This window comes from Pseudomonas sp. DTU12.1, assembly GCF_009873475.1.
GTDB classification, from domain to species: domain Bacteria; phylum Pseudomonadota; class Gammaproteobacteria; order Pseudomonadales; family Pseudomonadaceae; genus Aquipseudomonas; species Aquipseudomonas proteolytica.
In genome coordinates, this window is sequence record NZ_CP045254.1 from 4508291 (window position 1) to 4532447 (window position 24157).

The following is a 24157-nucleotide window of genomic DNA, read 5'->3' on the forward strand; positions in this document are numbered from 1 at the left end:
CATCTACCCCAGCAAAAACTTAACGGGCCTGGTTGAGCCAGGCGTGCAATTGCGAAAACCTGTCGATCGTCAGGCGCGGCTCGTAAGCCTGCAGCGCTTCCGGGGACTGGGCGCCATAACTGACGGCAACACTGTCCATGCCGGCATTGCGCGCCATCAGCAGGTCAAACGAGGCATCGCCGACCATCAACGACTCACGGGCAGAAACGCCGCAATGGGCCATGATCTGCTCCAGCATCAACGGATGAGGCTTGCTCGCGGTTTCATCGGCGGCCCGTGTGACGTCGAAGTAATCTTCCCAGCCATTGGCCTTGAGCACCCGATCCAGCCCGCGCCGGGCCTTGCCGGTGGCCACTGCCAGGTGATAGCCCTGCTCACGCAATGCCGCCAGGGACTGCACCACCCCATCGAACAAAGGCGAAGGTTCGGACTCAAGGGCAATGTAGTGATCGGCGTAGTGCTCGCGGAACGCTACCAGTTCACTGTCGGATATCTGCGGGTACAAGGTACGAATGGCTTCGGGCAAACCCAGGCCAATGATGCCCTTGACCGCCAGGTCACTGCACAACTCAAAGCCGGAGCGGGTCGAGGCCATATGCATGGACTCGACAATCCGGCCAATGGAATCGCACAGGGTGCCATCCCAGTCAAAAATCAGCAGTTTATAGTCAGGGCGCGACACTCAGGCGCTCCACGGTCTTGGCCCACATCTCATCGACGGGCGCCTGTAACTTCAATTCACCACCATCTGGCAACGGCACCGTCAGCATGTAGGCGTGCAGGAACAGGCGCTTGCCGCCCAGATCACGGATTTCCTTGGAGAACCCCTCGTCGCCATACTTGGTATCGCCAGCAATACAGTGGCCGGCGTGCAAGGTATGTACGCGAATCTGGTGGGTACGCCCGGTCACCGGCTTGGCCTCGACCATGGTTGCAAAGTCGCCGAAACGCCGTAGCACCTTGAACAGGGTCAGCGCCTCCTTGCCCTCCTCGTCCACCTCGACCATACGCTCGCCGGAGCGCAGGTTGCTCTTCTGCAACGGCGCACGCACGCTCTTGATCGACGATGCCCAATTGCCACGCACCAAGGCCATATACCGCTTGTCCACGCCATCGCCGCGCAAGGCGGTATGCAGGTGGCGCAACATGCTGCGCTTCTTGGCGATCATCAGCAGGCCGGAGGTATCGCGATCCAGGCGATGGACCAACTCCAACTCCTTGGCATCCGGACGCAACTGACGAAAGGCTTCGATCACCCCGAAATTCAGGCCGCTGCCGCCATGAACCGCAATGCCACACGGCTTGTTGATCACGATCAGCTTGTTGTCTTCGAAGACAATCGAGGCTTCGAGGCGTTGCAACAGGCCCTGGGCCAGCGGCACGGGCTCGTCACGCTCAGGCACCCGCACAGGCGGCACGCGGACGATATCGCCCGCCTGCAGCTTGTACTCGGGCTTGATCCGACCCTTGTTCACCCGCACTTCGCCTTTACGCAAAATGCGATAAATCAAGGTCTTGGGCACGCCTTTGAGCCTGGCCAGAAGAAAATTGTCGATGCGTTGGCCGGCATATTCCGGCGAGACCTCAAGCAGCTGGACGCTGGGGGTCGGGGGGGTGGTAGTCGTCATGGCGGGAATGATAACAATTTTTTATGGAATTGAAGCACTTAATCATTGCTGCTATAGTCGCGAACGCCGCCAAAAGCGGCCTGGACAGAGGACTCGCGGCAAACTGCCGCCCCTGACCATCGCAATTCATCAGGACGCGAGGCCGTCCTACGGGGCTCTTGCCACACTGGAAGGCTCAAGATTGTAACAAGCGCAGGTGACATGAGGCCTGAAGCGAGTGCGATAAGCAGAGTGATTACTCGCCTATTGCGCCGATATTTACGGCCAGTTCACAAAGTGCAGTCAGTCTTGTACCAGACCACGGCGAATGCTTCGGAAACAACGCCTGTTATTAGCCATGAGCGTGAACTCCCCATTGGAGAACACGGTAAATGCCAACCCGCTGCGGATTCTGCGCGCGGCAGCACCCGAATTATCAGGGATACGTGTAGGGTGGAGATGCACAACCGTCGGACTGTGTAGCACTAGGCTTATATTTAGACGCTTCATCTCGTCCACAGTCGCCGGTTGATTCCTCCTCCTGACTGAGTGCTTATTAAGTCACCACAGCAAGCAGGACGCGTAAGTCGCGATACCAGCCCAATTGGCCGGTATTGCTGGACACTGGAGTGGCCAACCACTCTTGACGCACCTGACACCGACCGTGAGAAGTCGTGTGTGCCGAACGCCGTTTCCGGCAGCCCGGAAACCGACGGTACAACATGAAAAGAATGCTGATTAACGCAACTCAACCCGAAGAGTTGCGTGTTGCACTGGTAGATGGCCAACGCCTCTACGACCTGGACATCGAGTCCGGTGCACGCGAGCAGAAGAAGGCCAACATCTATAAAGGCCGGATTACTCGCATCGAGCCAAGCCTTGAGGCTGCCTTTGTCGATTTTGGCTCTGAGCGCCATGGCTTCCTGCCCCTCAAGGAAATCTCCCGCGAATACTTCAAGAAAGCCCCTGAAGGCCGCGTGAACATCAAGGACGTCCTGAGCGAAGGCCAGGAAGTCATCGTCCAGGTCGAAAAAGAAGAACGTGGCAACAAGGGCGCAGCCCTGACCACTTTCATCAGCCTGGCTGGCCGTTACCTGGTCCTGATGCCGAACAACCCGCGTGCCGGCGGCATCTCCCGTCGCATCGAAGGCGAAGAGCGCAACGAACTGCGTGAAGCGCTGAACGGCCTGATCGCCCCGGCCGACATGGGCCTGATCGTGCGCACTGCCGGCCTTGGCCGCAGCAGCGAAGAAATGCAGTGGGACCTCGATTACCTGCTGCAACTGTGGACTGCTATTAAAGAAGCGTCCCTGGACCGCTCCGCGCCATTCCTGATCTATCAGGAAAGCAACGTGATCATCCGCGCCATCCGCGACTACCTGCGCCAGGACATCGGCGAAGTGCTGATTGACAGCGTTGAAGCCCAGGACGAAGCCCTGACCTTCATCCGCCAGGTGATGCCGCAGTACGCCAGCAAGATCAAGCTGTACGAAGACAGCGTACCGCTGTTCAACCGTTTCCAGATCGAAAGCCAGATCGAAACCGCCTTCCAGCGCGTAGTCGAACTGCCTTCCGGTGGCTCCATCGTCATCGATCCGACCGAAGCCCTGGTGTCCATCGACATCAACTCGGCGCGCGCCACCAAAGGCAGCGACATCGAAGAAACCGCCCTGCAGACCAACCTGGAAGCAGCCGAAGAGATCGCTCGCCAACTGCGCCTGCGTGATATCGGCGGCCTGATCGTGATCGACTTCATCGACATGACCCCAGCCAAGAACCAGCGCGCCGTGGAAGAAAAAGTCCGCGAATGCCTGGAAGCCGACCGTGCCCGCGTGCAAGTTGGCCGCATCTCGCGCTTCGGCCTGCTGGAAATGTCCCGTCAGCGCCTGCGTCCATCCCTGGGCGAGAGCAGCGGCATCGTCTGCCCGCGTTGCAACGGCACCGGCATCATCCGTGACGTTGAATCGCTGTCCCTGGCGATCCTGCGCCTGATCGAAGAAGAAGCCCTGAAAGACCGCACCGCCGAAGTCCGCGCGCAAGTGCCGATCCCGGTCGCCGCCTTCCTGCTCAACGAAAAACGCAACTCGATCACCAAGATCGAACTGCGCACCCGTGCCCGCATCGTGATCCTGCCGAACGATCACCTCGAGACGCCGCACTTCGAAGTCCAGCGCCTGCGTGACGACAGCCCGGAAGCCCACAGCGGCCAGTCCAGCTACGAAATCGCCGCGGCTGCTGCCGAAGTCGAAGAAGTCCAGCCAGCCGCCGCGACCCGCACCCTGGTTCGCCAGGAAGCTGCCGTCAAGACCGCGCCGGCCCGTGCCAATGCACCCGTGCCGGCTGAAGCCGCTGCCCCGGTTGCCGCGCCTGCTTCCCTGCCGGAACCAAGCCTGTTCAAGGGCCTGGTGAAGTCGCTGGTCAGCCTGTTCGCCACCAAGGAAGAGCCTGCTGCTCCAGCCGTGGTCGAGAAGCCTGCCGCTGAACGCCCTGCACGCAACGAAGAGCGTCGCAACGGTCGCCAGCAGAGCCGTAACCGCAACGGTCGCCGTGACGAAGAACGCAAGCCTCGCGAAGAGCGTGCACCGCGTGAAGAACGCGCACCACGTGAAGAGCGTCAACCGCGCGAAGCCCGTGAAGAAACCCCGGCCGTAGCCCGTGAAGAACGTGCTCCGCGTGAAGAGCGTGCGCCACGTGAAGAACGCGCACCGCGCGCGCCTCGCGCCCCACGTGAAGATCGCAAGCCGCGTGGCGAGCGTGAAGAACGTGTACGTGAACTTCGCGAGCCACTGGACGCCGCTCCAGCCGTGGCCGCCGCTGGCGCTGTTGCAGTGGATACCGCGACCGAAGAACGTCCGGCCCGCCAGCCCCGTGAAGAACGCGCCCCACGCCCACCGCGTGAAGAGCGTCAACCACGTGCCGAGCAAGCTGCCGCCGCCAGTGAAGAAGAACTGCTGAGCAACGACGAACAGCCACAGGAAGATGGCCAGGACAACGCCGAAGGCGATCGTCCACGCCGCCGCTCCCGTGGCCAGCGTCGTCGCAGCAACCGTCGTGAGCGTCAACGTGATGCCAACGGCAACGTGATCGAAGGCTCGGAAGAGACCGGCGAAGCCACTGAAGAAGCAGCCAACAACGAGCCGACCAGCACCGAACTGGCTGCCGGCCTGGCCGTTACCGCAGCGGTTGCCAGCTCGGTCATCAGCGCCCCTGCCGAAGCCGAAGCCAACCAGCAGGCCGAACGTGCCACCGCTGCCGTGCAGGAAACTGCCGTCGTCGAAGCACCGGTTGTCGAAGCGACCACCGTGGTCGAAGCACCTGCCGCTCCAGAAGTGGAAGTTGCACCGGTTCACGAAGCCCAGCCTGAAGCTGAAACCGAAGTCGTGGCCGCACCTGCGGTCGTGGTTGAGCCACAGCCTGCGGTTGAAGCGGTTGTCGAAGCGCCAGTTGCCGAGCCAACCCCAGAAGTGCGTGAAGTTCGCGAAGAACAGACCGCCTTCCAGTGGACTGCCGAGCCAGCCGTCGTCGCCGAAGCACCAGCCCCGGCTCCGGTAGAGGAAGCTCCAGCACCTGTCGCCGAACCTGCGGTGGTTGCAGAACCAGTCGTGGTTGCCGAGCCGGCTCCGGTGGTGGTGGAAACCCCAGTGGTAGCCGAAGTGGCCGCCCCAGTGGTCGAAGCCCCTGCCAGCGCCCTCACCGAAAACGGCCGTGCGCCTAACGACCCGCGTGAAGTGCGTCGTCGCAAGCGTGAAGCCGAGCGCCTGCAGAAAGAAGCCGAAGAAGCAGCGGCAGCGGCCCCGGCCGTAGTCGAGGCCGTTGCTCAAGCACCGGCCATCGAAGCTGAAGTTGAGCACACTGCCCCGGTCATCGACGAGAACCTGCGTTCCGTTGAAGAAGTGGTAGAGCACAACCCCAAAGCCCTGGAAGAAGAGCACGAGCCTAAACCCCTCGCCTGATTCCAACGGCAACTAAAAAGCCCCGCCTGAGCAATCAGGCGGGGCTTTTTTACGCGCTCCATTCAACGACAGAGATCATGTGTGCGGGCTTGCCCGCGATGGCCATCGGTATCTACACAACTTTGCCGCAACACCTAAATCCAGGCAGATAGCGCAGTTGTGGCGAGCGGGCTTGTCCCGCGCTGGGCTGCGAAGCAGCCCCAATAAGCCGAATGCGTTGTACCAGATACACCGTATCGGCTGGTTTTGGGGCTGCTTCGCAGCCCAGCGCGGGCGATGCGGCGTTCCGACAAGCCCGCTCGCCACGGGGGAGTTGGTCAGTTTCTGAAAGTTGTGTAGATACCTATGCCGCGATGGCGGTAGAGAGAAGGCGCGGTGAGCTTGAGGCCGCCATCGCCGCCAAGCCAACCCCTACCTGAATTCCAGTGCTTGCGGCACATCCACATCCCATAACACCCCGGGATCATCCACCGGCACCTGCCGAACATCAGCCTGGGCAAACAGGGCCTTGGCACCACGATCCCCCGTCAGTTCCATCAAGGCGAGCCCCAATGCCTGGCCAAATGCAACGGGATGGCCCTGCCGGCCGGCGTGCACCGGCACACTGATCCCATCCACCCGCTCTATCACCCGCTCAATGCTCGACGCCTGAATAAACGGCATATCCCCCAACACCACCAGCCAACCCGCTGCCGGACCACTGGCCGCCACCCCTGCCGCGAGGCTGTCCCCCATGCCTGCCGACTCCAGCAGCAACACTTCACAGCCATGATCCGTGGCCAGACGGATGACCTCGCTGCACGCAGGCGATGTAACGACCCACCGCCGAGTGATGCTGGCCGGCAGATTGAGCAGCACATGCTCGAAGACCGGCCGTGTCACTCCATCACGCCCCACACAATGAGCCAGCAGTTTGTCCTGCCCGCTTTGCGCACGGAACCGGCTGCCCTGCCCCGCCGCCAGGACGATTGCGGTGATCGCACTCGTCAACTGACCGCCTCCCGTACGGGTTTGGCTTGCAACACTTCCACACCGTTCTTGATCGCGACGATGTGCGCCATCAGGGACAAGGCGATCTCTGCCGGCGTATGACTGCCAATATGAAGACCGATCGGGCCGTGCAGCCGCGCAATTGCCTCGGCCCCCAGGCCCAGTAACGCGAGGTTTTCCCGACGCTTGCGGCTATTGAGCTGTGAGCCCAGGGCCCCGATGTAGAAGGCGCGAGAGTTCAACGCGGTCAGTAGCGCCATATCGTCCAGGCGCGGATCGTGGGTCAGGGCAACAATAGCCGTGCGCTCGTCCGTCTGGATATTGAGCACCGCCTCATCGGGCATTCCCGGCACAAAGCGCCCGTGCTGTTCTTCCCAGCCATGCACAAACTCCGCGCGGGGATCACAGATCAGTACTTCAAAATCCAACAGGCGCGCTATTTCTGCCACATAACGCGACAACTGGCCCGCACCGATCAGCAGCAGGCGCCAGCGCGGACCGTAGATGGCCCGCAAACGCTCACCGTCAAAACTGACGATGTCGGACTTGCTCGCCACGCTCAAGCGCACACTGCCCGTCGCCAAGTCCAGTTCCCGCGCCACAATTTCATGGGCCTCACAACGCGCCAGCAACTCCGCCACCCAGGCATATTCCTCCACCCGCTCCTCCGTCAGGCGCAAGGTACCGCCGCATGGCAGACCAAAACGCGCCGCTTCGTCGCGGGTGACGCCATAGGTCACCAACTGCACCGGCGGCCCATTGTCTGGCAGGCGGCCATCGTGCAGACGGGCGATCAGGTCATCTTCGATGCAGCCACCGGATACCGAGCCGATCACCACCCCGTCGCCACGCAGGGCCAGCATCGCCCCCGGCGGCCGTGGTGCGCTGCCCCAGGTCTGGACCACGCTGTACAGCACCACCTGTTGCCCTGCGCGGCGCCACTCCAGCACGCTGCGCAGGACATTCAGATCCACGCTGTCCATCAGGCCTGCGCCTCCTGCTGCCAACCCTGCAACTGATAACGCACCGGCAGGTTACGGATACGCTTGCCGGTGGCGGCAAATATCGCATTGCACAGCGCCGGCGCAATCGGCGGCACGCCCGGCTCACCCACACCGCCGAGGGGGACCTCGCCTGCCGGTGTGACCAAATGTATGGCTATTTCCCGGGGAGCCAGGGACATGCGCGCCACTTCGTACATATGGAAGTTGTCCTGCTGGACCTTGCCATCCTTGAAGCTGATTTCTCCCAGGACCGCATTCCCCAAGCCCATGACGCAAGCGCCCTCGAACTGCGAGCGGATGCGTTCCGGGTTGATTTGCGGGCCGCAATCCACGGCGATATCCGCCTTGTGCACGATCAACGTGCCATCGCCCTTGACCTCCACCTCGATCACCGCCGCCACATACGTCACAAAGCTGTAGTGCACCGCCAGCCCCAGGCCACGCCCCTTGGGCAGCGTGCGGCCCCAGCCGGCAGCCTTGGCCGCAGTCTCGAGCACGCCACGCATGCGCGCCGTATCAATCGGGTAACGCTCGGGTGACTCGCCGTAGTTCCACTCTTCACTCAAAGTGCGTGGATCGATCTGACGATCCGGGCCCAGCAGCTTGAGCTGATATTTCAGCGGATCCTGGCCGGCCTTGTGCGCCAGTTCATCCACAAAGCTCTGGATGGCAAAACCGTGGGGGATGTTCGACACCGAACGGTACCAACCCACACGGGTGTGGGCGGCGGCCTCGGGGTTTTCCAGGCGCACATTGGGAATGGCGTAGGCCATGTTGGTAAAGCCCATGCCCAATTCAAACGCGGCCTCATGGTTCATACCCGGCGCAAACAGCGCAGTGATGCTCGGCGCCACGGTGCGGTGCAGCCAGGCGGAGGGCATGCCGTCCTTGTTCAGGCCGGCCTTGAGGTACTCGGCAGACACGGTGTGAAAGTAGGAGTTATGGATATCGTCTTCACGGGTCCACTGCACGCGCACGGCCTTGCCGGGAAACTCCTTGGCCAGCACCGCAGCTTCAATGATGAAGTCCGGCTTGGACTTGCGCCCAAAGCCGCCGCCCAACAGGGTGACGTGGATCGTGACGTTATCGAATGGCAAACCAAGGCGCTCGGCGACCCGCTCCCGTGTGACCTGCGGCGCCTGACTCGGCGCCCAGGCCTCGCATTGCCCGTCTTGATAACGGGCCACGGCAACCATCGGCTCCATGGGCGACTGCGCTAAGTGTGGCAAGTAATACGCGGCTTCCAGGGTGCTGTCGGCATCGCTCAGGGCCTGGTCGATGCTGCCGGTATTGCGCACCACTTTGCCGGGCTCAAGGGCCGCGGCTTCCAGGGTCTTGCGGTAGTCGATGGAGTTGTAGCCGGCATTGACGCCGTCCTCCCAGACAATCTGCAGCGCTTCACGCCCCTTGATCGCCGCCCAGGTATTGCTGGCGACCACCGCTACGCCGCCCAAGGGCTGGAACTCCGAGGGCACGGGCCGACTTTCGATTTGCAGGACCTTGATCACCCCGGGGACTTTCAACGCCGCGCTGGCATCGAACGACTTGACCTTGCCGCCATACACCTTGGGCCGCGCAATGGTCGCAAACAACATGCCGTCAAAATGCACATCGGCGCCGTACACCGCCCGGCCGTTGACGATATCGGCACCGTCGATGGCCTTGGTGGCCTCCTTGCCGATATAGCGAAACTCCGACGGCTGCTTGAGCCGCAGGCTGTCCCGCGCCGGCACCGCCAGCGCACCGGCGGCTGCAGCCAGGGCGCCATAGCCCAGCTCACGACCGCTGGGCTGGTGAATCACTTTATGCAACTGCGCACGGCACTCGCCCAGCGGCACTTTCCACTGCTCGGCGGCGGCCTGTTCCAGCATGCTGCGCACGGCTGCGCCGCAACGGCGCATCGGCTCGTACCAATGGCGCATGCTGCGCGAACCGTCGGTATCCTGGTTGCCAAAACGCACTTCGTCGCCCGGTGCCTGCGCAACCTTCACCAGCGCCCAATCGGCCTCCAACTCGTCGGCCACCACCATGGTCAGGCTGGTGCGCACGCCTTGGCCCATTTCCGAGCGGTTGCAGATAACGGTGACAGTGCCATCGGTGGCGATGCTGACATACACCTTGGGGTCATCGATCACGCCGTTGGGCATGGCTGCCCCGCCGTATTGCTTCACCTCCTCGGCAAAGGCCTGGGGCAAGCCCCAACTGGCGGCCACCACCAGCGCACCGGTCGCACCAACGCCTTTAAGGAACCCCCGGCGGCTCAGGTTGTTCAGGGCAAAATTGCTTGGCAACTGGCTCATGCCTTGCCCCCCTGCAGATGCGTCGCGGCCTGGCGGATCGCTGTCTTGATGCGGTTGTACGTGCCGCAGCGGCAGATGTTGCCGACCATGGCTTCTTCAATCTGCGCATCGCTGGGATTGGGGTTGGTTTTCAGCAGTGCCGTAGCCGACATGATCTGCCCACCCTGGCAGTAACCGCACTGGGCTACTGCCGTGTCTAGCCACGCTTGCTGCACAACCTGGCCAACCGGGTCATTGTGCAGGTTATCGATGGTGCTGACGTTCTGCCCTTTGACCGAGCCAATAGGCGTGATGCAACTGCGGGCCGGCGAGCCGTCGATATGGATAGTGCAGGCGCCGCACAGGCCCATGCCGCAACCGAACTTGGTGCCGTTGTAACCCGCCACATCGCGGATCGCCCACAACAGGGGCATGTCCTCGGTGACATCCAGCGGATGATCTTGACCGTTGAGTTTGAGAGTAATCATGGGCACGCCCGCATAGTGATTGGATTATGGGGTCGAGCTATCTGCCGCTTTCAGGGGAGCGGAGTTGGTTCACGCAGATGGCTCAGGCTAATCGGGCTCTCTTGTGAAGACAGGTGTTGCGTCAGGGAATGTGCATCACTGCAGGAGCGAGCCTGCTCGCGAAAAACGCCAGGACACCACGTTGATTCAGAACGCCCACGTCATCGTTGACGATCTTCGCGAGCAAGCTCGCTCCTACCATTCCCTGCACAAACAACACCGATCTTTCACCGGGCCTTTGATAAACAGTATCTATAGAACGATAAACAGGCATCGTTAGCCTGCTAAGTTAACCCAGCATTAACAAAAAAGCCCTGCAATGCAGGGCTTTGTTCAACACGCTAGAAGCGTAGCTCAATAACGATTGGGCTCCATTTCCAGATCGACCTTGAAGCGCTCGGCGATATCGCGCTGGATGCGTTGGGCCAGGCTGGAAATCTCCAGGCCCGTGGCCGCGCCGTAGTTGACCAGCACCAGCGCCTGCAAGCGATGCACACCAGCATCTCCGTCGCGAAAGCCTTTCCAGCCGGCCTTTTCAATCAACCAGCCGGCCGCCAGTTTCACTTGGCCATCGGCCTGGGGGTAAGCCACCAGATCGGGATACTGCAGCTTCAATTGCGCCGCCAGCACCTGGGACACCAGCGGGTTCTTGAAGAAACTGCCGGCGTTGCCCAAGACCGCAGGGTCGGGCAGTTTCTCACTGCGGATGCTGCAAATGGCCCGGCTGACATCGCTCGGCGTCGCCTGGGTAATGCCCTGTTCAGCCAGGCGTTGTTGCACCGGGCCATAACCGAGTTGCAAGTGCGCCACGCGGCTCAAGGTAAAGCGTACGCGCAGGATCAGCCAGCGCCCCACCTCGTGCTTGAACAGGCTGTCGCGGTAGGCGAAGTTGCATTCTGCCAGGCTGAAATCCCGCAACTCGCCGGTCTGGCGGTCGAGGGCGGTCAGGCCAGCGAACACATCCTTGATCTCGACCCCGTAGGCGCCAATGTTCTGCATCGGTGCCGCACCGACCGTACCGGGAATAAGGCTGAGGTTTTCCAGGCCAGAGAACCCTTGCGCAAGGGTCCACAGCACAAAGGGATGCCAGGCCTCCCCCGCCTCGGCTTCCACCACAACCTGCTGGCCGTCGTCGTGCAGCACCCGGATACCCTGGGTCGCCATGCGCAATACCAACGCCGGGATGTCCTGGGTCAGCAGCAGGTTGCTGCCGCCCCCGATCACCAGCAACGGCAGCTGTTGCGCCGCCGCATAGGCCAGGGCCTCGCGCACATCGGCGTCCTTATGGGCCTGGGCGAACAACTGCGCACGCACATCAATGCCAAAACTGTTGAAGGCCTTCAGGGAAACCTGGGGCTGTACATCCAGGCTCATAAACGCCCCTTCAATTCGATCACCAGCAAATCACAGGCGGCCTCGATCAGGTCCAGGACCTGCTCAAAACCTTGCTCGCCGTCGTAATACGGATCCGGCACTTCATCCACCGCCGAGTCGTAGCGGCGCAGGAACAGGTCCAACTCTGCCTTGCCCTGGGCCGGTTGCATGGCCTTGAGGTTACGCAGGTTGCTCTGGTCCATGGCCAGGATCAGGTCGTAGCGCGCAAAGTCGGCGCGCGATACCTGCTGGGCACGCTGGGCCGACAAGTCGTAGCCACGGCGCAGCGCCGCTTGCTGGCTGCGCTTGTCCGGCGCCTTGCCGATATGCCATTCGCCAGTGCCGGCGGAGGCCACCTCGACCTGGTCGGCCAACCCAGCGGCCCGCAACTTATGGCGCAGGACGCCTTCGGCGGTGGGCGAGCGGCAGATATTGCCCAGGCAAACAAACAGGACTTCCATCAAGCCCCCAGCAACCGACGCACGCGCTCAAGGTCTTCCGGCGTATCGACGCCGGCCGGCGGGGCCTCCATGGCATCGTCGACATGAATGCGCACGCCGTGCCACAGGGCACGCAACTGCTCCAGGGCCTCAGTGTTTTCCAACCAGCACGGGCCCCAACTGACGAAGTCATGCAGGAAACCGGCGCGGTAGGCGTAGATGCCGATATGGCGGCGGTACGGCACGCCGGCTGGCAAGACGTCACGTTGCCTAGCGAATTCATCGCGCGCCCAGGGCAGGGTCGAACGGCTGAAGGTCAAGGCCAGGCCATTGATGTCGCTGACCACCTTGACCACATTGGGGTTGAACAAGGTCTCAATGTCTTCGATCGGTTCGGCCAGGGTCGCCATGCGCGCTTCGGCATGGGCGGCCAGGTTGGCGGCGACCTGGTCGATGACACACGGCGGGATCAGAGGCTCGTCACCTTGCACGTTGACCACGATGGCGTCCGGCGCCAGGCCCAGGTGCGTGGCGACTTCCGCCAGGCGGTCGGTACCGGAATTGTGATCTTCACGGGTCAGCACTGCTTCGGCGCCAAAGCTCTTGCAGGCCTCGATGATCCGCAGGTCGTCAGTGGCCACCACCACGCGCTGGGCGCTGCTTTTACAGGCCTGTTCCCAGACCAGTTGGATCATCGGCTTGCCGCCGATCATCTGCAAAGGTTTGCCGGGCAGGCGGGTGGAGGCGTAGCGCGATGGGATGACAACAGTGAAGGCAGTGGTCATTTATCCAGGCGCTCGTCGGTCGTCAGGGTACGGGCTTCGCTTTCCAGCATCACCGGGATGCCGTCGCGGATCGGGTACGCAAGGCCAGCGCCTTTGCTGATCAGCTCGGTCTTGTCGGCGCTGAGCTTGAGCGGGCCTTTGCAGATCGGGCAAGCGAGGATATCGAGCAGTTTGGTGTCCATGGGGGTTTCCTGGATAAAAGCGTTTCAAGGCAAAAGTCGAGCCGGCAGCAGGCGCATCAGTTGCGTGTCAAACCAGGCGATAAACGCCGGTGACGGTGCCGCATCGACTGCAAGGTACCACCAGTGTGCCTGGGCAAAGGCGCGGCACTTCACCGCGTCCTTTTCGGTCATGACCAGCGGCAGTGATGGCGAAAAATTCAGGACCTCGGCGCTGTAGGGTGCATGGTCGGCAAACGCATGGGGTATCGGCAGCCAGTGTAGCGTTTCAAGGGTATTGAAGAAACGTTGCGGGTTGCCGATGCCGGCGACCGCATGCACCCGCTGGCCCAGCGGAAAATGATCCAGTGGCTGGCGCTCGCCGGTCAGCAGGTTGACCAGGGTAGTGGGCAGCAGGCGGAAGGCAAAGCCATCCTCGCGATCAGCCCCGGCGCCGTTGTAGAGCAGCGCATCGACGCTACGCAGACGCTCGACCGGCTCGCGCAGCGGCCCGGCAGGCAGGCAGCGGCGATTGCCCAGGCCGCGGGCGTTGTCGATCAGCACCAGTTCAAGGTCACGGGCCAGGCGGTAATGCTGCAGGCCATCGTCAGACAGAATCAGGTCCAGGGTGTCGCTGGCGAGCAGGGCCTGCACCGCACGGCTGCGATCAGGGTCGATCACCAGGGGGACGCCACTGCGCTGCACGATCAGCAAGGGCTCGTCACCGGCCACTTGCGCGCTATCGCTGGCTTGCACCCGCCAGGGCAACTGCGGCGGTTTGGCCCCATAGCCACGGCTGACCACGCCAACCCGCAGGCCACTGCGCTGGCAATGGTCGATCAACCACAGGATCAACGGCGTCTTGCCCGTGCCGCCCACGGTGATATTGCCGACCACGACGATGGGCACCGGTGATTGGTAGATAGTCCCCTCGCCCGCCAGGAACCTGTCGCGCTTGCGCTTGACCACCCGGCGATAGAGCGCTTCCAACGGTTGCAGGAGCTTGAGCGCCGGATGGCCCTCGTACCAGGCCTTGAGCAAACGATCGGACAAGGCCATCAAGGCTGCCCCGCCGCCTCGACGGTGGTCATGCGCAAATGGCTGAAACCGAGCTTGCCGGCAGCATCCATCGCGGTGATCACGGCCTGATGCGGGGTCTTGCCATCGGCGCTGATGGACAGCGGCATTTGCGTATCACCGCCGGACTCCTTCTGCAGCGCGTCCATTACGCTGGCCACGTCGTTCTTCTCAAGCAACTGGTTGTTCACCGAAAACACCCCTTCGGCGCTGATGGTGATCTCCAACTGCTTGAGCTGCTGGTCTTCGGCCGGCGAACCGCTGACGGCTTCCGGCAGTTCGACCCGCAGTTGGGTTTCCCGGGTAAAGGTGGTGGTGACGACAAAAAACAACAACAGGATAAACACCACATCGATCAACGACGCCAGGTTGATATCGACGGTTTCCCGAGGCTTGCGGCGAAATTTCACGCTTTGCCCTCGACCAGGTCGACGTCACGGTCGCCCTGGACCACTTCCACCAGCTTGATCGCCTCCTGCTCCATACCCACCACCAGTTCATCGATGCGGCGCTGCAGGAAGCGGTGGAAGAATACCGCCGGGATACCCACCATCAAGCCCGCAGCCGTGGTGATCAAGGCCTTGGAAATCCCCCCGGCCAATACCGAGGCGTTGGTGGTCATGCCCGAGCCGGTAAAGGCGCTGAAGATATCGATCATGCCCAGCACCGTGCCAAGCAAGCCAAGCAACGGTGCCATCGCGGCGATGGTGCCCAGGGCATTGATATAGCGCTCCAGCTCGTGGATAACCCGGGCGGCGGCTTCTTCAATGCATTCCTTCATGATCTCGCGACCGTGCTTGGAGTTGGCAAGGCCGGCGGCGAGGATCTCGCCCAGGGGGGAATTGGCCCGCAATTCCTTGAGCTTTTCCTTGTCCAGTTGCTTGTCCTTGATCCAGCGCCAGACCTGCCCCAGCAGATGATCAGGGGTCACGCGGCTAGCGCGCAGGGTCCACAGGCGTTCGGCAACGATGCCGAGTGCGGCGATGGAGCTCAGAATGATCGGCAACATCATCCAGCCGCCGGATTTGACCAATTCCCACACAGTGAATGTCCCCTCGAAAAAGTGCGCCACTTTAGCATATAGGCTGGCGAGGAAGGGCCTGCCCGCCGACAGCCATCATGTCGCAGGCACCGGCCTTTGGTAACTGTCAATGACAGGCGCGCGCCAGAAACGACGCTGGCTGCGTGCCATGACCGGCGCCTGGAAAGCCCCCAGGCGCAGGCGGATGGCGCCCTGCTCGGCGCTGTCATAAATGGCGCTGCGCAAATACCGGTAACGCGCCAGTACTTGCGGGTGCGGATGGCCAAAGGAGTTGCCACGCCCACGGGAGATCAACACGGCCTTGGGGGCGACTCGCTGGACGAACGGCCATGACGAGGAACTGCGACTGCCATGATGGGGCGCTTGCAGCCAATCGGTGGCGACCGCCAGGGGCGTGGCGAGCAAGGCCCGCTCGGCCTCGCGGTCTATATCGCCGGTCAGCAGCAGGCGCTCACCATTGGCCTGGACTTGCAGCACGCAGGACTTCGCATTGCCGTTGCTGGCATCCGCCCATTGCCACAGTTGGAACGCCACACCGTCCCATTCCCATTGCTCACCGCTGACACAGGCCTGGGTCTGGAGGAACGCTGGCAGGCCCTGGGTTTCCCCGCCCACCACCCGCTTGACCGGCACCCCCCGCGCAACCGCCGCAGCGCCCCCGGCATGGTCGGCGTCGGCGTGACTGAGCAGCATCAAGTCCACTTGGCCAACCCCCAGCTTGCGCAGCGCCGGCAGTACCACGCGCTCACCGAGGTCGAACTCCCCAAGTCGCGGACCGGCGTCATACAACAGCACATGGTTGCGGGTGCGCAGCACTATCGACAGGCCCTGGCCGACATCCAGTTGCTCCACCGCTACCTGCCCCAACGGGATCGATTCGCGGGGCGGGAACACCGCCAGCAGCAACAGGGGCCAACCCAGCAGGCGAAAGGGAATGCCCTTGGGCATCAATAACAGCAGTGCCCCCAGCAGGCTCAGCAACCAGTAGCCAACGGGCACCTCGGCAGGCATCCAGGCCGGTACGCGTTCGGCCAGCATGGCCAGGGCCATGAACAGCCAATCCAGTGCGCCACCCGCCAGCCACAGCAGGCCGCCGCCCAGCCACGGCAGCGCCAGCAACAGCGTGCCCGCCAGCGCCAACGGCAGCACCAGCAGGCTGATCCACGGCACGGCAAACAGATTGGCCAGCGGCGCACTCAAGCTGATGGGCAAGCCGAGGATCAGCAGCAGCGGGAACAGACCAATAGCGATCAGCCATTGGGCACGGGTCCAGGCAAGCCAGGCGCGCCATGGCCCCAGGCGGCCGCCGAAGGCCAGCACCAACACGGCCACGGCGGCAAACGACAGCCAAAACCCCGGTTGCAGGCTGGCCAGCGGTTCGATGATCAACACCGCATTCAGGGCCAGCAGTAGTGGCCACCAGATCCCCAGATGGCGAAACCGCAAGCGCCACAGCAGCACCAGCCCCACCATTACACAGGCCCGCTGCACCGGCACTTCAAAACCGGCCAGCACGCCATAGGCCAGCGCGCCGGCAAATGCCAGGCCGCAGGCCCAAGGCAGCCAGGGCAAGCGCCTGGGCCAGCCGCCGTAGCGGGCCAGCCCGGCCACCAGGGCGTAGATCAAGCCCGATAACAGGCCGATATGTTGGCCGGAGATGACCAATAGATGCACGGTGCCGGTGGCCTGCAAAATGCGCCAGTCCTCGGCGGCCAGACCGGAGCCGTCGCCCAGCACCAGTGCAGCCAGCCCGGCTTCGCGGCCCTGGGCATCGACCGCCAACAACTGCTGGCGGATCCCATCGCGCCAGGCATGCCGGGCCGGCGCCAGGCGCTGGCCATCCTTGACCGACCCGATCGCCCCCACACGCTGGGCCAACAGCCAGGCCTCCTGGTCGAAGCCATGGAAATTCAGTAGGCCGGCGGGACGCTTGAGGGTCACCGCCAAACGCCAGCGCTCACCGCTGCGCACTGCGGGGCCGCCCTGCCAGCTCACGCGGATACGCTGGGGCAGCCGGTCCTGACGTGACCGGCTGTCGCTCAACTCGAAGCGCACCACCCCATTGGCCTGCTGCGCCAGCCCGCTGACGCGCCCTTCCAGCCAGCGAGTCTGGCCGTCCAATGCGGGGCTGAGCCGGTCGTCGAGGACCCGTTGCGCGCTGAAACAGGCCCACCCCAGGCCCAACAGGAAAAATGCCAGCGGATAAGTTCGAAATGGCAGCAGCATCAACGCCACCACCGGCAACACCAGCAACCAACCGACCGGCGGCAAGGCAGGCAGCAGGCGCAACGCCAGCAGCCCCAACGCCAGCGCAAACATCCCTGTACGCATGGATCATTCCTTGAAAGTGACCCATTGAGTGTTAGCCGAGTGGTTCCGGGAGGACTATGATTTTTTGTCACAAAGTCTGAATTTCCCGTTCGTAGAATACGGGCATACTTGCCCCTCGAACTGACCTGGACCCCCTATGCCACGGCGCTTATTCAAACGGTACATGCCCGATCCGACCAGCATTCGGGAACACAAGTCCTTACGCTTTCTCGGGACGCTGCTCCATGACCCCAACCTTTGGCACCTCAACCGGCACTCGGTTGCCCGGGCCATGGCTGTCGGCCTGTTTGCCGCCTTCATTCCCATCCCCTTGCAGATGCTGCTGGCGGCCGTCCTCGCCATCTGCGTGCGCGGCAATATGCCCATCGCCGTGAGCCTGGTATGGCTGACCAACCCAATCACCATGCCGGTGGTGTTCTTCTGCACCTACATGACCGGCACCTGGCTGATGAACATCCCACCGCGCACCCTGCCCGACGAACTGACCTGGGAATGGATCAGTGGGCAACTGTCGACCATGTGGCAGCCGTTCCTGCTGGGCTCGGTGGTGATGGGGCTGGTATTGGGCGCGCTGGCGTACTGCCTGACGATGGTGTATTGGCGGTGGTGGGTGGGTCATCAATGGAAAAAGCGCCAGCAGCGCAATCGATAGAAGGCGGCCCCTCTGTTCAGGAGCAGAGGTGTCCCGGCGGGCGCCATCGCGGCATAGGTATCTACACAACTTTGCCGCAACGCCTAAATCCAGGCAGATAGCGCAGTTGTGGCGAGCGGGCTTGTCGGAACGCCGCATCGCCCGCGCTGGGCTGCGAAGCAGCCCCAATAAGCCGTATGCGGTGTATCAGATACTCCGTAGCGGCTGGTTTTTGGGCTGCTTCGCAGCCCAGCGCGGGCGATGCGGCGTTCCGACAAGCCCGCTCGCCACAGGAGAGTTCGTCAGTTTCTGAAAGTTGTGTAGATACCTATGGCCATCGCGGGCAGGCCAGCGCCTACCGAAGTACGCGCACGCTTTGACGATCAGGGAGGCAGCGATACCCGCCGCAACTGCCGCTCAATAATCCCGCCATCGCCCTCTCAAGCATTTTTTGCAAGATTCCAAGCCCCTCATATGGCTACACTGCGCAGGTAGCGCGGGCCGGATGCCTGCGTAGAATGTCGACATCAGTGTGGTAGCGGGAGAGTGGCGTGCTAAGAAGAATGGGGATAAAAGGCCGCGTACTGTTGCTGACCTTGTTGCCTACCAGCCTGATGGCATTGCTGCTGGGCGGTTATTTCACCTGGATGCAGCTCTCGGACCTGCAAACCCAGCTGCTCAATCGCGGCGAGATGATCGCCGAACAATTGGCGCCGCTGGTGGCGCCGGCACTGGGCAGCAAGAACATCGATCTGCTGGAGCGCATCGCGACCCAGTCCCTGGAACAAGTCGATGTGCGGGCCGTGTCCTTCCTGGCGCCCGACCGCTCGTCCCTGGCCCATGCCGGCCCGACCATGCTCAACCCACCGCCCATCGGCAACAGCTCCCACCTGTTGCAACGCACCGACAATGACGCCACCCGCTACCTGCTGCCCGTGTTCGGCCGCCATCGCAACCTCGCCGGCGAGCTGATTCCCGACGAAGCCGACCGCCTGCTGGGCTGGGTCGAGCTGGAACTGTCCCACAACGGCATGTTGCTACGCGGCTATCGCAGCCTGTTCGCCAGCCTCCTGTTGATCGCCGTCGGCCTGATCTGCACCGCGGCCCTGGCATTGCGCATCAGCCGCACGATCAACTCGCCCATCGGGCAGATCAAGCAAGCGGTGGCGCAGCTCAAGGATGGCAACCTGGAAACCCGTTTGCCGCCCTTGGGCAGCCAGGAGCTGGATCAACTGGCGTCCGGTATCAACCGCATGGCCGAAACCCTGCAAAACGCCCAGGAAGAACTGCAACACAGTATCGACCAGGCCACCGAAGATGTGCGCCAGAACCTGGAAACCATCGAGATCCAGAACATCGAGCTGGACCTGGCCCGCAAGGAGGCCCTCGAGGCCAGCCGCATCAAGTCGGAGTTCCTGGCCAATATGAGCCATGAAATCCGCACGCCGCTCAACGGCATCCTCGGTTTTACCCACCTGCTGCAGAAAAGCGAGCTGTCGCCCCGTCAGTTGGATTACCTGGGCACCATCGAAAAATCCGCCGATAACCTGCTGGGTATCATCAACGAAATTCTCGACTTCTCGAAAATCGAAGCCGGCAAGCTGGTACTCGACAATATTCCGTTCAACCTGCGCGACCTGCTGCAAGACACCCTGACCATTCTCGCCCCGGCCGCCCACGCCAAACAGCTGGAGCTGGTGAGCCTGGTCTACCGCGATACGCCCCTGTCCCTGGTGGGCGACCCGTTGCGTCTCAAGCAGATCCTCACCAACCTGGTGAGCAATGCCATCAAGTTCACCCGCGAGGGCACTATCGTGGCCCGGGCCATGCTTGAAGACGAGCAGGAAGACAGCGTACAACTGCGCATCAGCGTGCAGGACACCGGCATCGGCCTGTCCAACCAGGATGTACGCGCCTTGTTCCAGGCCTTCAGCCAGGCCGATAACTCACTGTCCCGCCAGCCCGGCGGCACGGGCTTGGGCCTGGTGATCTCCAAGCGCCTGATCGAGCAGATGGGCGGTGAAATCGGCGTCGACAGCACGCCGGGCCAGGGTTCGGAGTTCTGGATCAGCCTCAACCTGCCCAAGACCCGCGACGATATCGAAGACCTGCCCTCCCCGCCGCTGCTGGGCCGGCGCGTGGCGGTGCTGGAGAATCACGAACTGGCGCGCCAGGCCCTGCAACACCAGTTGGAAGACTGTGGCCTGGAGGTCACGCCGTTCAACAGCCTGGAGAACCTCACCAACGGCATCACCAGCGCGCACCAGACCGAACATGCCATCGATCTGGCGGTGTTGGGCATCACCGCCAATGACATTCCGCCAGAACGCCTCAACCAACACCTGTGGGACCTCGAACACCTGGGCTGCAAAGTCCTGGTGCTGTGCCCGACCACCGAGCAATTGCTGTTCAACCTGTCGGTGCCCAACCCCAACAGCCAGCTGCAGGCCAAACCGGCCTGTACCCGCAAATTGCGCCGGGCACTGTCCGACCTGATCAGCCCGCGGCCGTTGCGCAGCGAGCCCGGTGAACCGTTGTCCAGCCGCGCGCCACGGGTGCTGTGTGTCGATGACAACCCGGCCAACCTGCTGCTGGTGCAGACCCTGCTCGAAGACATGGGCGCCAAGGTCCAGGCCGTGGAAAGCGGCTATACCGCCATTGAAGCGGTGAAAAAAGAAGCCTTCGACCTGGTGCTGATGGATGTGCAGATGCCCGGTATGGACGGGCGCCAGAGCACCGAGGCGATTCGCCAGTGGGAAAGCGAGCGCCATGGCACACCGCTGCCTATCGTCGCGCTGACGGCCCATGCCATGGCCAATGAAAAGCGCGCCCTGCTGCAAAGCGGCATGGATGACTACCTGACCAAACCCATCAGCGAGCGGCAACTGGCCCAAGTGGTGCTGAAATGGACCGGCCTGGCCTTGCGCAATCAAGGCCCGGAGCGCGCCGTCGAAGGCCACGGCCCCGCCGCCCAACTGCCAGTGCTGGACCATGAGGAAGGCCTGCGCCTGGCGGCCGGCAAGGCAGACTTGGCCGCCGACATGCTGGCCATGCTGCTGGCGTCCCTGGAAGCCGACCGCGAGGCGGTGTGCATCGCCCGCGAAGCCAACGACAATAACGCGCTGATCGAACGGGTCCACCGCCTGCACGGCGCCACCCGCTACTGCGGCGTGCCGCAATTACGCGCCGCCTGCCAGCGCGCCGAAACCTTGCTCAAGCAAGATGACGCCAAGGCCATCGCCGCCCTCGATGAGTTGGACATGGCGATTGCCCGCCTTGCCAGCGAAGCCCGGGTCAACGCCTGACACAGAACAACACGCCAAACCCCCATGACGGGCAACATACCTGTAGGAGCCGGCTTGCCGGCGCCTACAGGTACCACACGCTATCTTGCAGGGAGCCCTTTGATGCGCATCATTCTATTCAGCAGCCAGACCTATGACCGCGACAGCTTTCTCGCCGAACCGCTGCCCGCAGGCATGGAGCTGCAATTCCAACCGGCACGCCTGAACCTCGATACCGTGGCCCTGGCCGACAAGCACGAAGTGGTCTGTGCCTTTATCAACGACGACCTCAGCACAGCGGTGCTCGAACACCTCGCCGCCGGTGGCACGCGCCTGATCGCCCTGCGCTCGGCCGGCTACAACCATGTGGACCTGGCCGCCGCCAAACGCCTGGGCCTGACCATCGTGCGGGTGCCTGCCTACTCGCCCCACGCGGTGGCCGAACATGCCGTGGCCCTGGTGCTGGCCCTCAATCGTCGCCTGCACCGCGCCTACAACCGCACCCGCGACGGCGATTTCAGCCTGCACGGCCTGACCGGCTTCGACCTGGTAGGCAAGACCGTTGGCGTAGTGGGCACCGGGCAGATCGGCGCGACCTTCGCCAAGATCATGGCCGGTTTTGGCTGCACCTTGCTGGCCTACGACCCCTATCCCAACCCGCAGGTCGAAGCCCTTGGCGCGCGCTATGTCGACCTGCCCCAGTTATTGGCCCAGGCGCAGATCATCAGCCTGCACTGCCCGCTGACCGCCGACAGCAAGCACCTGATCAATGCCCAATCCCTGGCCCATATGCAGCCGGGGGCGATGCTGATCAATACCGGCCGCGGCGGCCTGGTGGATACCCCGGCGCTGATCGAAGCGCTCAAGGACGGGCAATTGGGCTACCTGGGCCTGGATGTGTACGAGGAAGAAGCCCAACTGTTTTTTGAGGACCGCTCGGACCTGCCGTTGCAGGACGACGTGCTGGCGCGCCTGCTGACCTTCCCCAATGTAATCATCACCGCGCACCAGGCATTCCTGACACGCGAAGCGCTGGCGGCGATTGCCGGGACCACCCTGGCCAATATCCAGGCCTGGGCCAGCGGTCAACCGCAAAACCTGGTGCACGGATGATCAACGGTCACATACCGCGCGCATGGTAAACAGGCGAGCGTGATAGGATGCCGCGCCTATTTGGAGGATCCATGGCCGAACACGATTTCCGCTTCAGTTTGCTGAGCCCACAACACACCCTGATCGAATGCCGCGCCCTGGTGCCGGGTCGTTACCAAGTCACCGGCAATGGTGGCTCGATCAAGCATGGCGACGTGCTGATCGTCACCTTGCGCGGCAGCAAGACCCTGTCGATGCGCCTGACCGTCGAAGGCGATGCGCGCTACTCCATCCGCCCGGCCGGGCAATGGGTCGCCATGGCGCAAGGGCCGAAGTTCGGCGAGCTGGAAATTCACACCTGGAAGGTCAACTGCGACAGCTGCGACGCGGTGCTGGAGTTTGAGTTCTCGGTGGAGACCAAGCTGACCAAGGAGCCACTGCAACCGGCGGCCACCGCGCGCATCGCCGAGCTGGGCTGGGCCACTGTCGGTGATAAACACCGTTGCCCGAAATGCCAGAAGGCCGCGCAATGAAGCGCCTGCTGGTGCTCGCCGCGCTGGGCGTCGGCCTCGCCGGCTGCGCCAGCGATGAGGTCAAGCTCAAGCAGGATCACAGCTACATCGTCGAATGGATCGGCGAACGGCCGCTGATGGATTACGCTCACCTGACCGTGACCCTCGGCGCCGATGGCCGGGCCTATGGCAATGGCGGCTGCAACCACTGGTTCGCGCCCTACAGCCTGGACGGTGACAAGCTCAGCTTCGGCAAGATCGGCAGTACCCGCAAGCTGTGTGCCGAAGCCCTGATGGAGCAAGAGCAGCGCTTCTTCAAGGCCCTGGAAACCGTGCAGCGCTGGGATATCTCGCCCATCGAGCAGACCCGTTTCTGGCCTGCCGAGGGCAAGCCACTGCGCCTGTGGCTGGAAGAAGGCTGACCCAACGCCTGTAGGAGCGAGCTTGCTCGCGAAGAACGTCAACAAAAACCCGTGCATCCCGGATGAACGCGGTGCCTGTGAGTGCTTCGCGAGCGAGCTCGCTCCTACAGAGATCGCGAAGCTTCAGCCGCGCAACTCTTTGAGCTTGGCCAGTACACCTTCCGCCGTCTGCTCACCCAACATCTGCGCCCGCACCTTGCCCTTGTCATCGATGATGTAGGTCACCGGCAACGCTTCGCTGCGCGGGATATCAAAAATCGCCTCGGGGTTCTGTGCCAACACGGTGAACTTGATGCCCAGCTTCTCGCTCGCGCTCTTGAGTTCTTCACCCTGCACGTTGTCGAAGTTGACGCCGAACAGACTCACCGGCTGGCCCTTGAGCTGCTCGGCCAGGGCGTTGAGCTCAGGGATTTCGATGCGGCACGGGCCACACCACTCGGCCCAGTAATTGACCACCAGCCATTGCTTGTCGACGCGTTCGGACGCGACTTTCTGACCGTATTGGTCGACGCCATAATCATTGCCGCAGCCACTGAGCAGGAGGGTGGTGATAACTGCCAGTGCGCCTATCAGTCGCCGTGTCATGGGGTAATCCTTAGCAAAAATGAACGTGGGCTGCGGCCGATCGCCTCTTACGGTTTAAGCACAA

The 24157-nt window shown here is 62.7% G+C and carries 21 protein-coding genes; 6 read left to right on the forward strand and 15 right to left on the reverse strand.

From position 1 onward, the window contains the following. Positions 1-19 precede the first annotated feature (19 nt). Together GDV60_RS19830 and rluC are read right to left on the reverse strand one after the other, a co-directional pair. Complete coding sequence (locus GDV60_RS19830) at positions 20-682, reverse strand: HAD-IIIA family hydrolase (RefSeq protein ID WP_092237592.1); 663 nt, start codon at positions 680-682, stop codon at positions 20-22. Then, positions 669-1628, reverse strand: a complete 960-nt coding sequence (gene rluC, locus GDV60_RS19835; protein WP_005790558.1) for a 23S rRNA pseudouridine(955/2504/2580) synthase RluC — start codon at positions 1626-1628, stop codon at positions 669-671. Before rluC ends, GDV60_RS19830 begins: the two co-directional genes overlap by 14 nt. Positions 1629-2329: 701 nt before the next feature. On the opposite strand from rluC, the gene rne reads away from it, so the two are divergent. Further along, positions 2330-5560, forward strand: a complete 3231-nt coding sequence (rne, locus tag GDV60_RS19840) for a ribonuclease E (RefSeq protein WP_178121318.1) — start codon at positions 2330-2332, stop codon at positions 5558-5560. A gap of 411 nt (positions 5561-5971) precedes the next feature. On the opposite strand, the gene GDV60_RS19845 is transcribed toward rne, so the two are convergent. The 12 genes from GDV60_RS19845 to GDV60_RS19900 all read right to left on the reverse strand — a co-directional run bounded on the left by GDV60_RS19845 (position 5972) and on the right by GDV60_RS19900 (position 17567). Continuing rightward, positions 5972-6550, reverse strand: a complete 579-nt coding sequence (locus GDV60_RS19845) for an NTP transferase domain-containing protein (RefSeq protein ID WP_178121321.1) — start codon at positions 6548-6550, stop codon at positions 5972-5974. Next, positions 6547-7533, reverse strand: a complete 987-nt coding sequence (locus tag GDV60_RS19850; protein ID WP_070994647.1) for an XdhC family protein — start codon at positions 7531-7533, stop codon at positions 6547-6549. Before GDV60_RS19850 ends, GDV60_RS19845 begins: the two co-directional genes overlap by 4 nt. Next, the gene (locus tag GDV60_RS19855; protein WP_070994648.1) at positions 7533-9854 is read right to left on the reverse strand and encodes a xanthine dehydrogenase family protein molybdopterin-binding subunit; all 2322 of its coding nucleotides are present in this window, start codon (positions 9852-9854) and stop codon (positions 7533-7535) included. The genes GDV60_RS19850 and GDV60_RS19855 overlap by 1 nt, the downstream gene beginning before the upstream one ends. After that, on the reverse strand, positions 9851-10321 hold the full coding sequence (locus tag GDV60_RS19860; protein WP_159908537.1) for a (2Fe-2S)-binding protein: 471 nt from the start codon (positions 10319-10321) through the stop codon (positions 9851-9853). Before GDV60_RS19860 ends, GDV60_RS19855 begins: the two co-directional genes overlap by 4 nt. A 393-nt stretch (positions 10322-10714) precedes the next feature. Further along, the gene (gene murB, locus GDV60_RS19865; protein WP_159908539.1) at positions 10715-11734 is read right to left on the reverse strand and encodes a UDP-N-acetylmuramate dehydrogenase; all 1020 of its coding nucleotides are present in this window, start codon (positions 11732-11734) and stop codon (positions 10715-10717) included. Beyond that, the gene (locus GDV60_RS19870; protein ID WP_029299713.1) at positions 11731-12195 is read right to left on the reverse strand and encodes a low molecular weight protein-tyrosine-phosphatase; all 465 of its coding nucleotides are present in this window, start codon (positions 12193-12195) and stop codon (positions 11731-11733) included. The genes murB and GDV60_RS19870 overlap by 4 nt, the downstream gene beginning before the upstream one ends. Further along, a complete protein-coding gene (gene kdsB / locus GDV60_RS19875; RefSeq protein ID WP_159908541.1) occupies positions 12195-12959 on the reverse strand; it encodes a 3-deoxy-manno-octulosonate cytidylyltransferase in 765 nt (254 codons plus the stop codon). Before kdsB ends, GDV60_RS19870 begins: the two co-directional genes overlap by 1 nt. Then, positions 12956-13141 (reverse strand): Trm112 family protein, encoded by a 186-nt coding sequence (locus tag GDV60_RS19880; RefSeq protein ID WP_003174668.1) that lies wholly within the window; start codon positions 13139-13141, stop codon positions 12956-12958. The genes kdsB and GDV60_RS19880 overlap by 4 nt, the downstream gene beginning before the upstream one ends. Before the next feature lie 24 nt (positions 13142-13165). Next, complete coding sequence (gene lpxK / locus GDV60_RS19885) at positions 13166-14176, reverse strand: tetraacyldisaccharide 4'-kinase (RefSeq protein WP_104910739.1); 1011 nt, start codon at positions 14174-14176, stop codon at positions 13166-13168. Further along, positions 14176-14604 carry a biopolymer transporter ExbD gene (locus GDV60_RS19890; protein WP_029299722.1) on the reverse strand — a complete coding sequence of 143 codons (429 nt, stop codon included), beginning with the start codon at positions 14602-14604 and terminating at the stop codon, positions 14176-14178. Before GDV60_RS19890 ends, lpxK begins: the two co-directional genes overlap by 1 nt. Continuing rightward, on the reverse strand, positions 14601-15236 hold the full coding sequence (locus GDV60_RS19895) for a MotA/TolQ/ExbB proton channel family protein (RefSeq protein WP_029299724.1): 636 nt from the start codon (positions 15234-15236) through the stop codon (positions 14601-14603). The genes GDV60_RS19890 and GDV60_RS19895 overlap by 4 nt, the downstream gene beginning before the upstream one ends. Before the next feature lie 75 nt (positions 15237-15311). Continuing rightward, complete coding sequence (locus tag GDV60_RS19900) at positions 15312-17567, reverse strand: DNA internalization-related competence protein ComEC/Rec2 (protein ID WP_256679322.1); 2256 nt, start codon at positions 17565-17567, stop codon at positions 15312-15314. 136 nt (positions 17568-17703) lie between these two features. On the opposite strand from GDV60_RS19900, the gene GDV60_RS19905 reads away from it, so the two are divergent. From GDV60_RS19905 to GDV60_RS19925, 5 genes are all read left to right on the forward strand, one after another. Then, the gene (locus tag GDV60_RS19905) at positions 17704-18219 is read left to right on the forward strand and encodes a DUF2062 domain-containing protein (protein ID WP_029299728.1); all 516 of its coding nucleotides are present in this window, start codon (positions 17704-17706) and stop codon (positions 18217-18219) included. Positions 18220-18749: 530 nt separating this feature from the next. Further along, positions 18750-21503: a response regulator gene (locus tag GDV60_RS19910; RefSeq protein ID WP_029299730.1), complete on the forward strand. Its 2754-nt coding sequence runs from the start codon at positions 18750-18752 to the stop codon at positions 21501-21503. Between the two features lie 102 nt (positions 21504-21605). Beyond that, the gene (locus GDV60_RS19915) at positions 21606-22595 is read left to right on the forward strand and encodes a 2-hydroxyacid dehydrogenase (RefSeq protein ID WP_104910740.1); all 990 of its coding nucleotides are present in this window, start codon (positions 21606-21608) and stop codon (positions 22593-22595) included. A 71-nt stretch (positions 22596-22666) separates the two neighbouring features. Continuing rightward, entirely contained in the window at positions 22667-23107 is a 441-nt protein-coding gene (locus GDV60_RS19920; RefSeq protein ID WP_029299734.1) for a hypothetical protein, read from the forward strand. After that, positions 23104-23508, forward strand: coding sequence for an META domain-containing protein (locus GDV60_RS19925; protein WP_029299736.1), 405 nt, complete (start codon positions 23104-23106; stop codon positions 23506-23508). Before GDV60_RS19920 ends, GDV60_RS19925 begins: the two co-directional genes overlap by 4 nt. Positions 23509-23631: 123 nt before the next feature. On the opposite strand, the gene GDV60_RS19930 is transcribed toward GDV60_RS19925, so the two are convergent. Continuing rightward, positions 23632-24093: a TlpA disulfide reductase family protein gene (locus tag GDV60_RS19930; protein WP_159908543.1), complete on the reverse strand. Its 462-nt coding sequence runs from the start codon at positions 24091-24093 to the stop codon at positions 23632-23634. Positions 24094-24157: the final 64 nt, after the last annotated feature.

Bases quoted from the DNA above. Each gene is read 5' to 3' on its own strand.
- rluC (WP_005790558.1), bottom strand. From the start codon at position 1,628: ATGACGACTACCACCCCCCCGACCCCCAGCGTCCAGCTGCTTGAGGTC.
- rne (WP_178121318.1), top strand. From the start codon at position 2,330: ATGAAAAGAATGCTGATTAACGCAACTCAACCCGAAGAGTTGCGTGTT.
- GDV60_RS19850 (WP_070994647.1), bottom strand. From the start codon at position 7,533: ATGGACAGCGTGGATCTGAATGTCCTGCGCAGCGTGCTGGAGTGGCGC.
- GDV60_RS19855 (WP_070994648.1), bottom strand. From the start codon at position 9,854: ATGAGCCAGTTGCCAAGCAATTTTGCCCTGAACAACCTGAGCCGCCGG.
- GDV60_RS19860 (WP_159908537.1), bottom strand. From the start codon at position 10,321: ATGATTACTCTCAAACTCAACGGTCAAGATCATCCGCTGGATGTCACC.
- murB (WP_159908539.1), bottom strand. From the start codon at position 11,734: ATGAGCCTGGATGTACAGCCCCAGGTTTCCCTGAAGGCCTTCAACAGT.
- GDV60_RS19870 (WP_029299713.1), bottom strand. From the start codon at position 12,195: ATGGAAGTCCTGTTTGTTTGCCTGGGCAATATCTGCCGCTCGCCCACC.
- kdsB (WP_159908541.1), bottom strand. From the start codon at position 12,959: ATGACCACTGCCTTCACTGTTGTCATCCCATCGCGCTACGCCTCCACC.
- GDV60_RS19880 (WP_003174668.1), bottom strand. From the start codon at position 13,141: ATGGACACCAAACTGCTCGATATCCTCGCTTGCCCGATCTGCAAAGGC.
- lpxK (WP_104910739.1), bottom strand. From the start codon at position 14,176: ATGGCCTTGTCCGATCGTTTGCTCAAGGCCTGGTACGAGGGCCATCCG.
- GDV60_RS19900 (WP_256679322.1), bottom strand. From the start codon at position 17,567: ATGCGTACAGGGATGTTTGCGCTGGCGTTGGGGCTGCTGGCGTTGCGC.
- GDV60_RS19905 (WP_029299728.1), top strand. From the start codon at position 17,704: ATGCCACGGCGCTTATTCAAACGGTACATGCCCGATCCGACCAGCATT.
- GDV60_RS19915 (WP_104910740.1), top strand. From the start codon at position 21,606: ATGCGCATCATTCTATTCAGCAGCCAGACCTATGACCGCGACAGCTTT.
- GDV60_RS19920 (WP_029299734.1), top strand. From the start codon at position 22,667: ATGGCCGAACACGATTTCCGCTTCAGTTTGCTGAGCCCACAACACACC.
- GDV60_RS19925 (WP_029299736.1), top strand. From the start codon at position 23,104: ATGAAGCGCCTGCTGGTGCTCGCCGCGCTGGGCGTCGGCCTCGCCGGC.
- GDV60_RS19930 (WP_159908543.1), bottom strand. From the start codon at position 24,093: ATGACACGGCGACTGATAGGCGCACTGGCAGTTATCACCACCCTCCTG.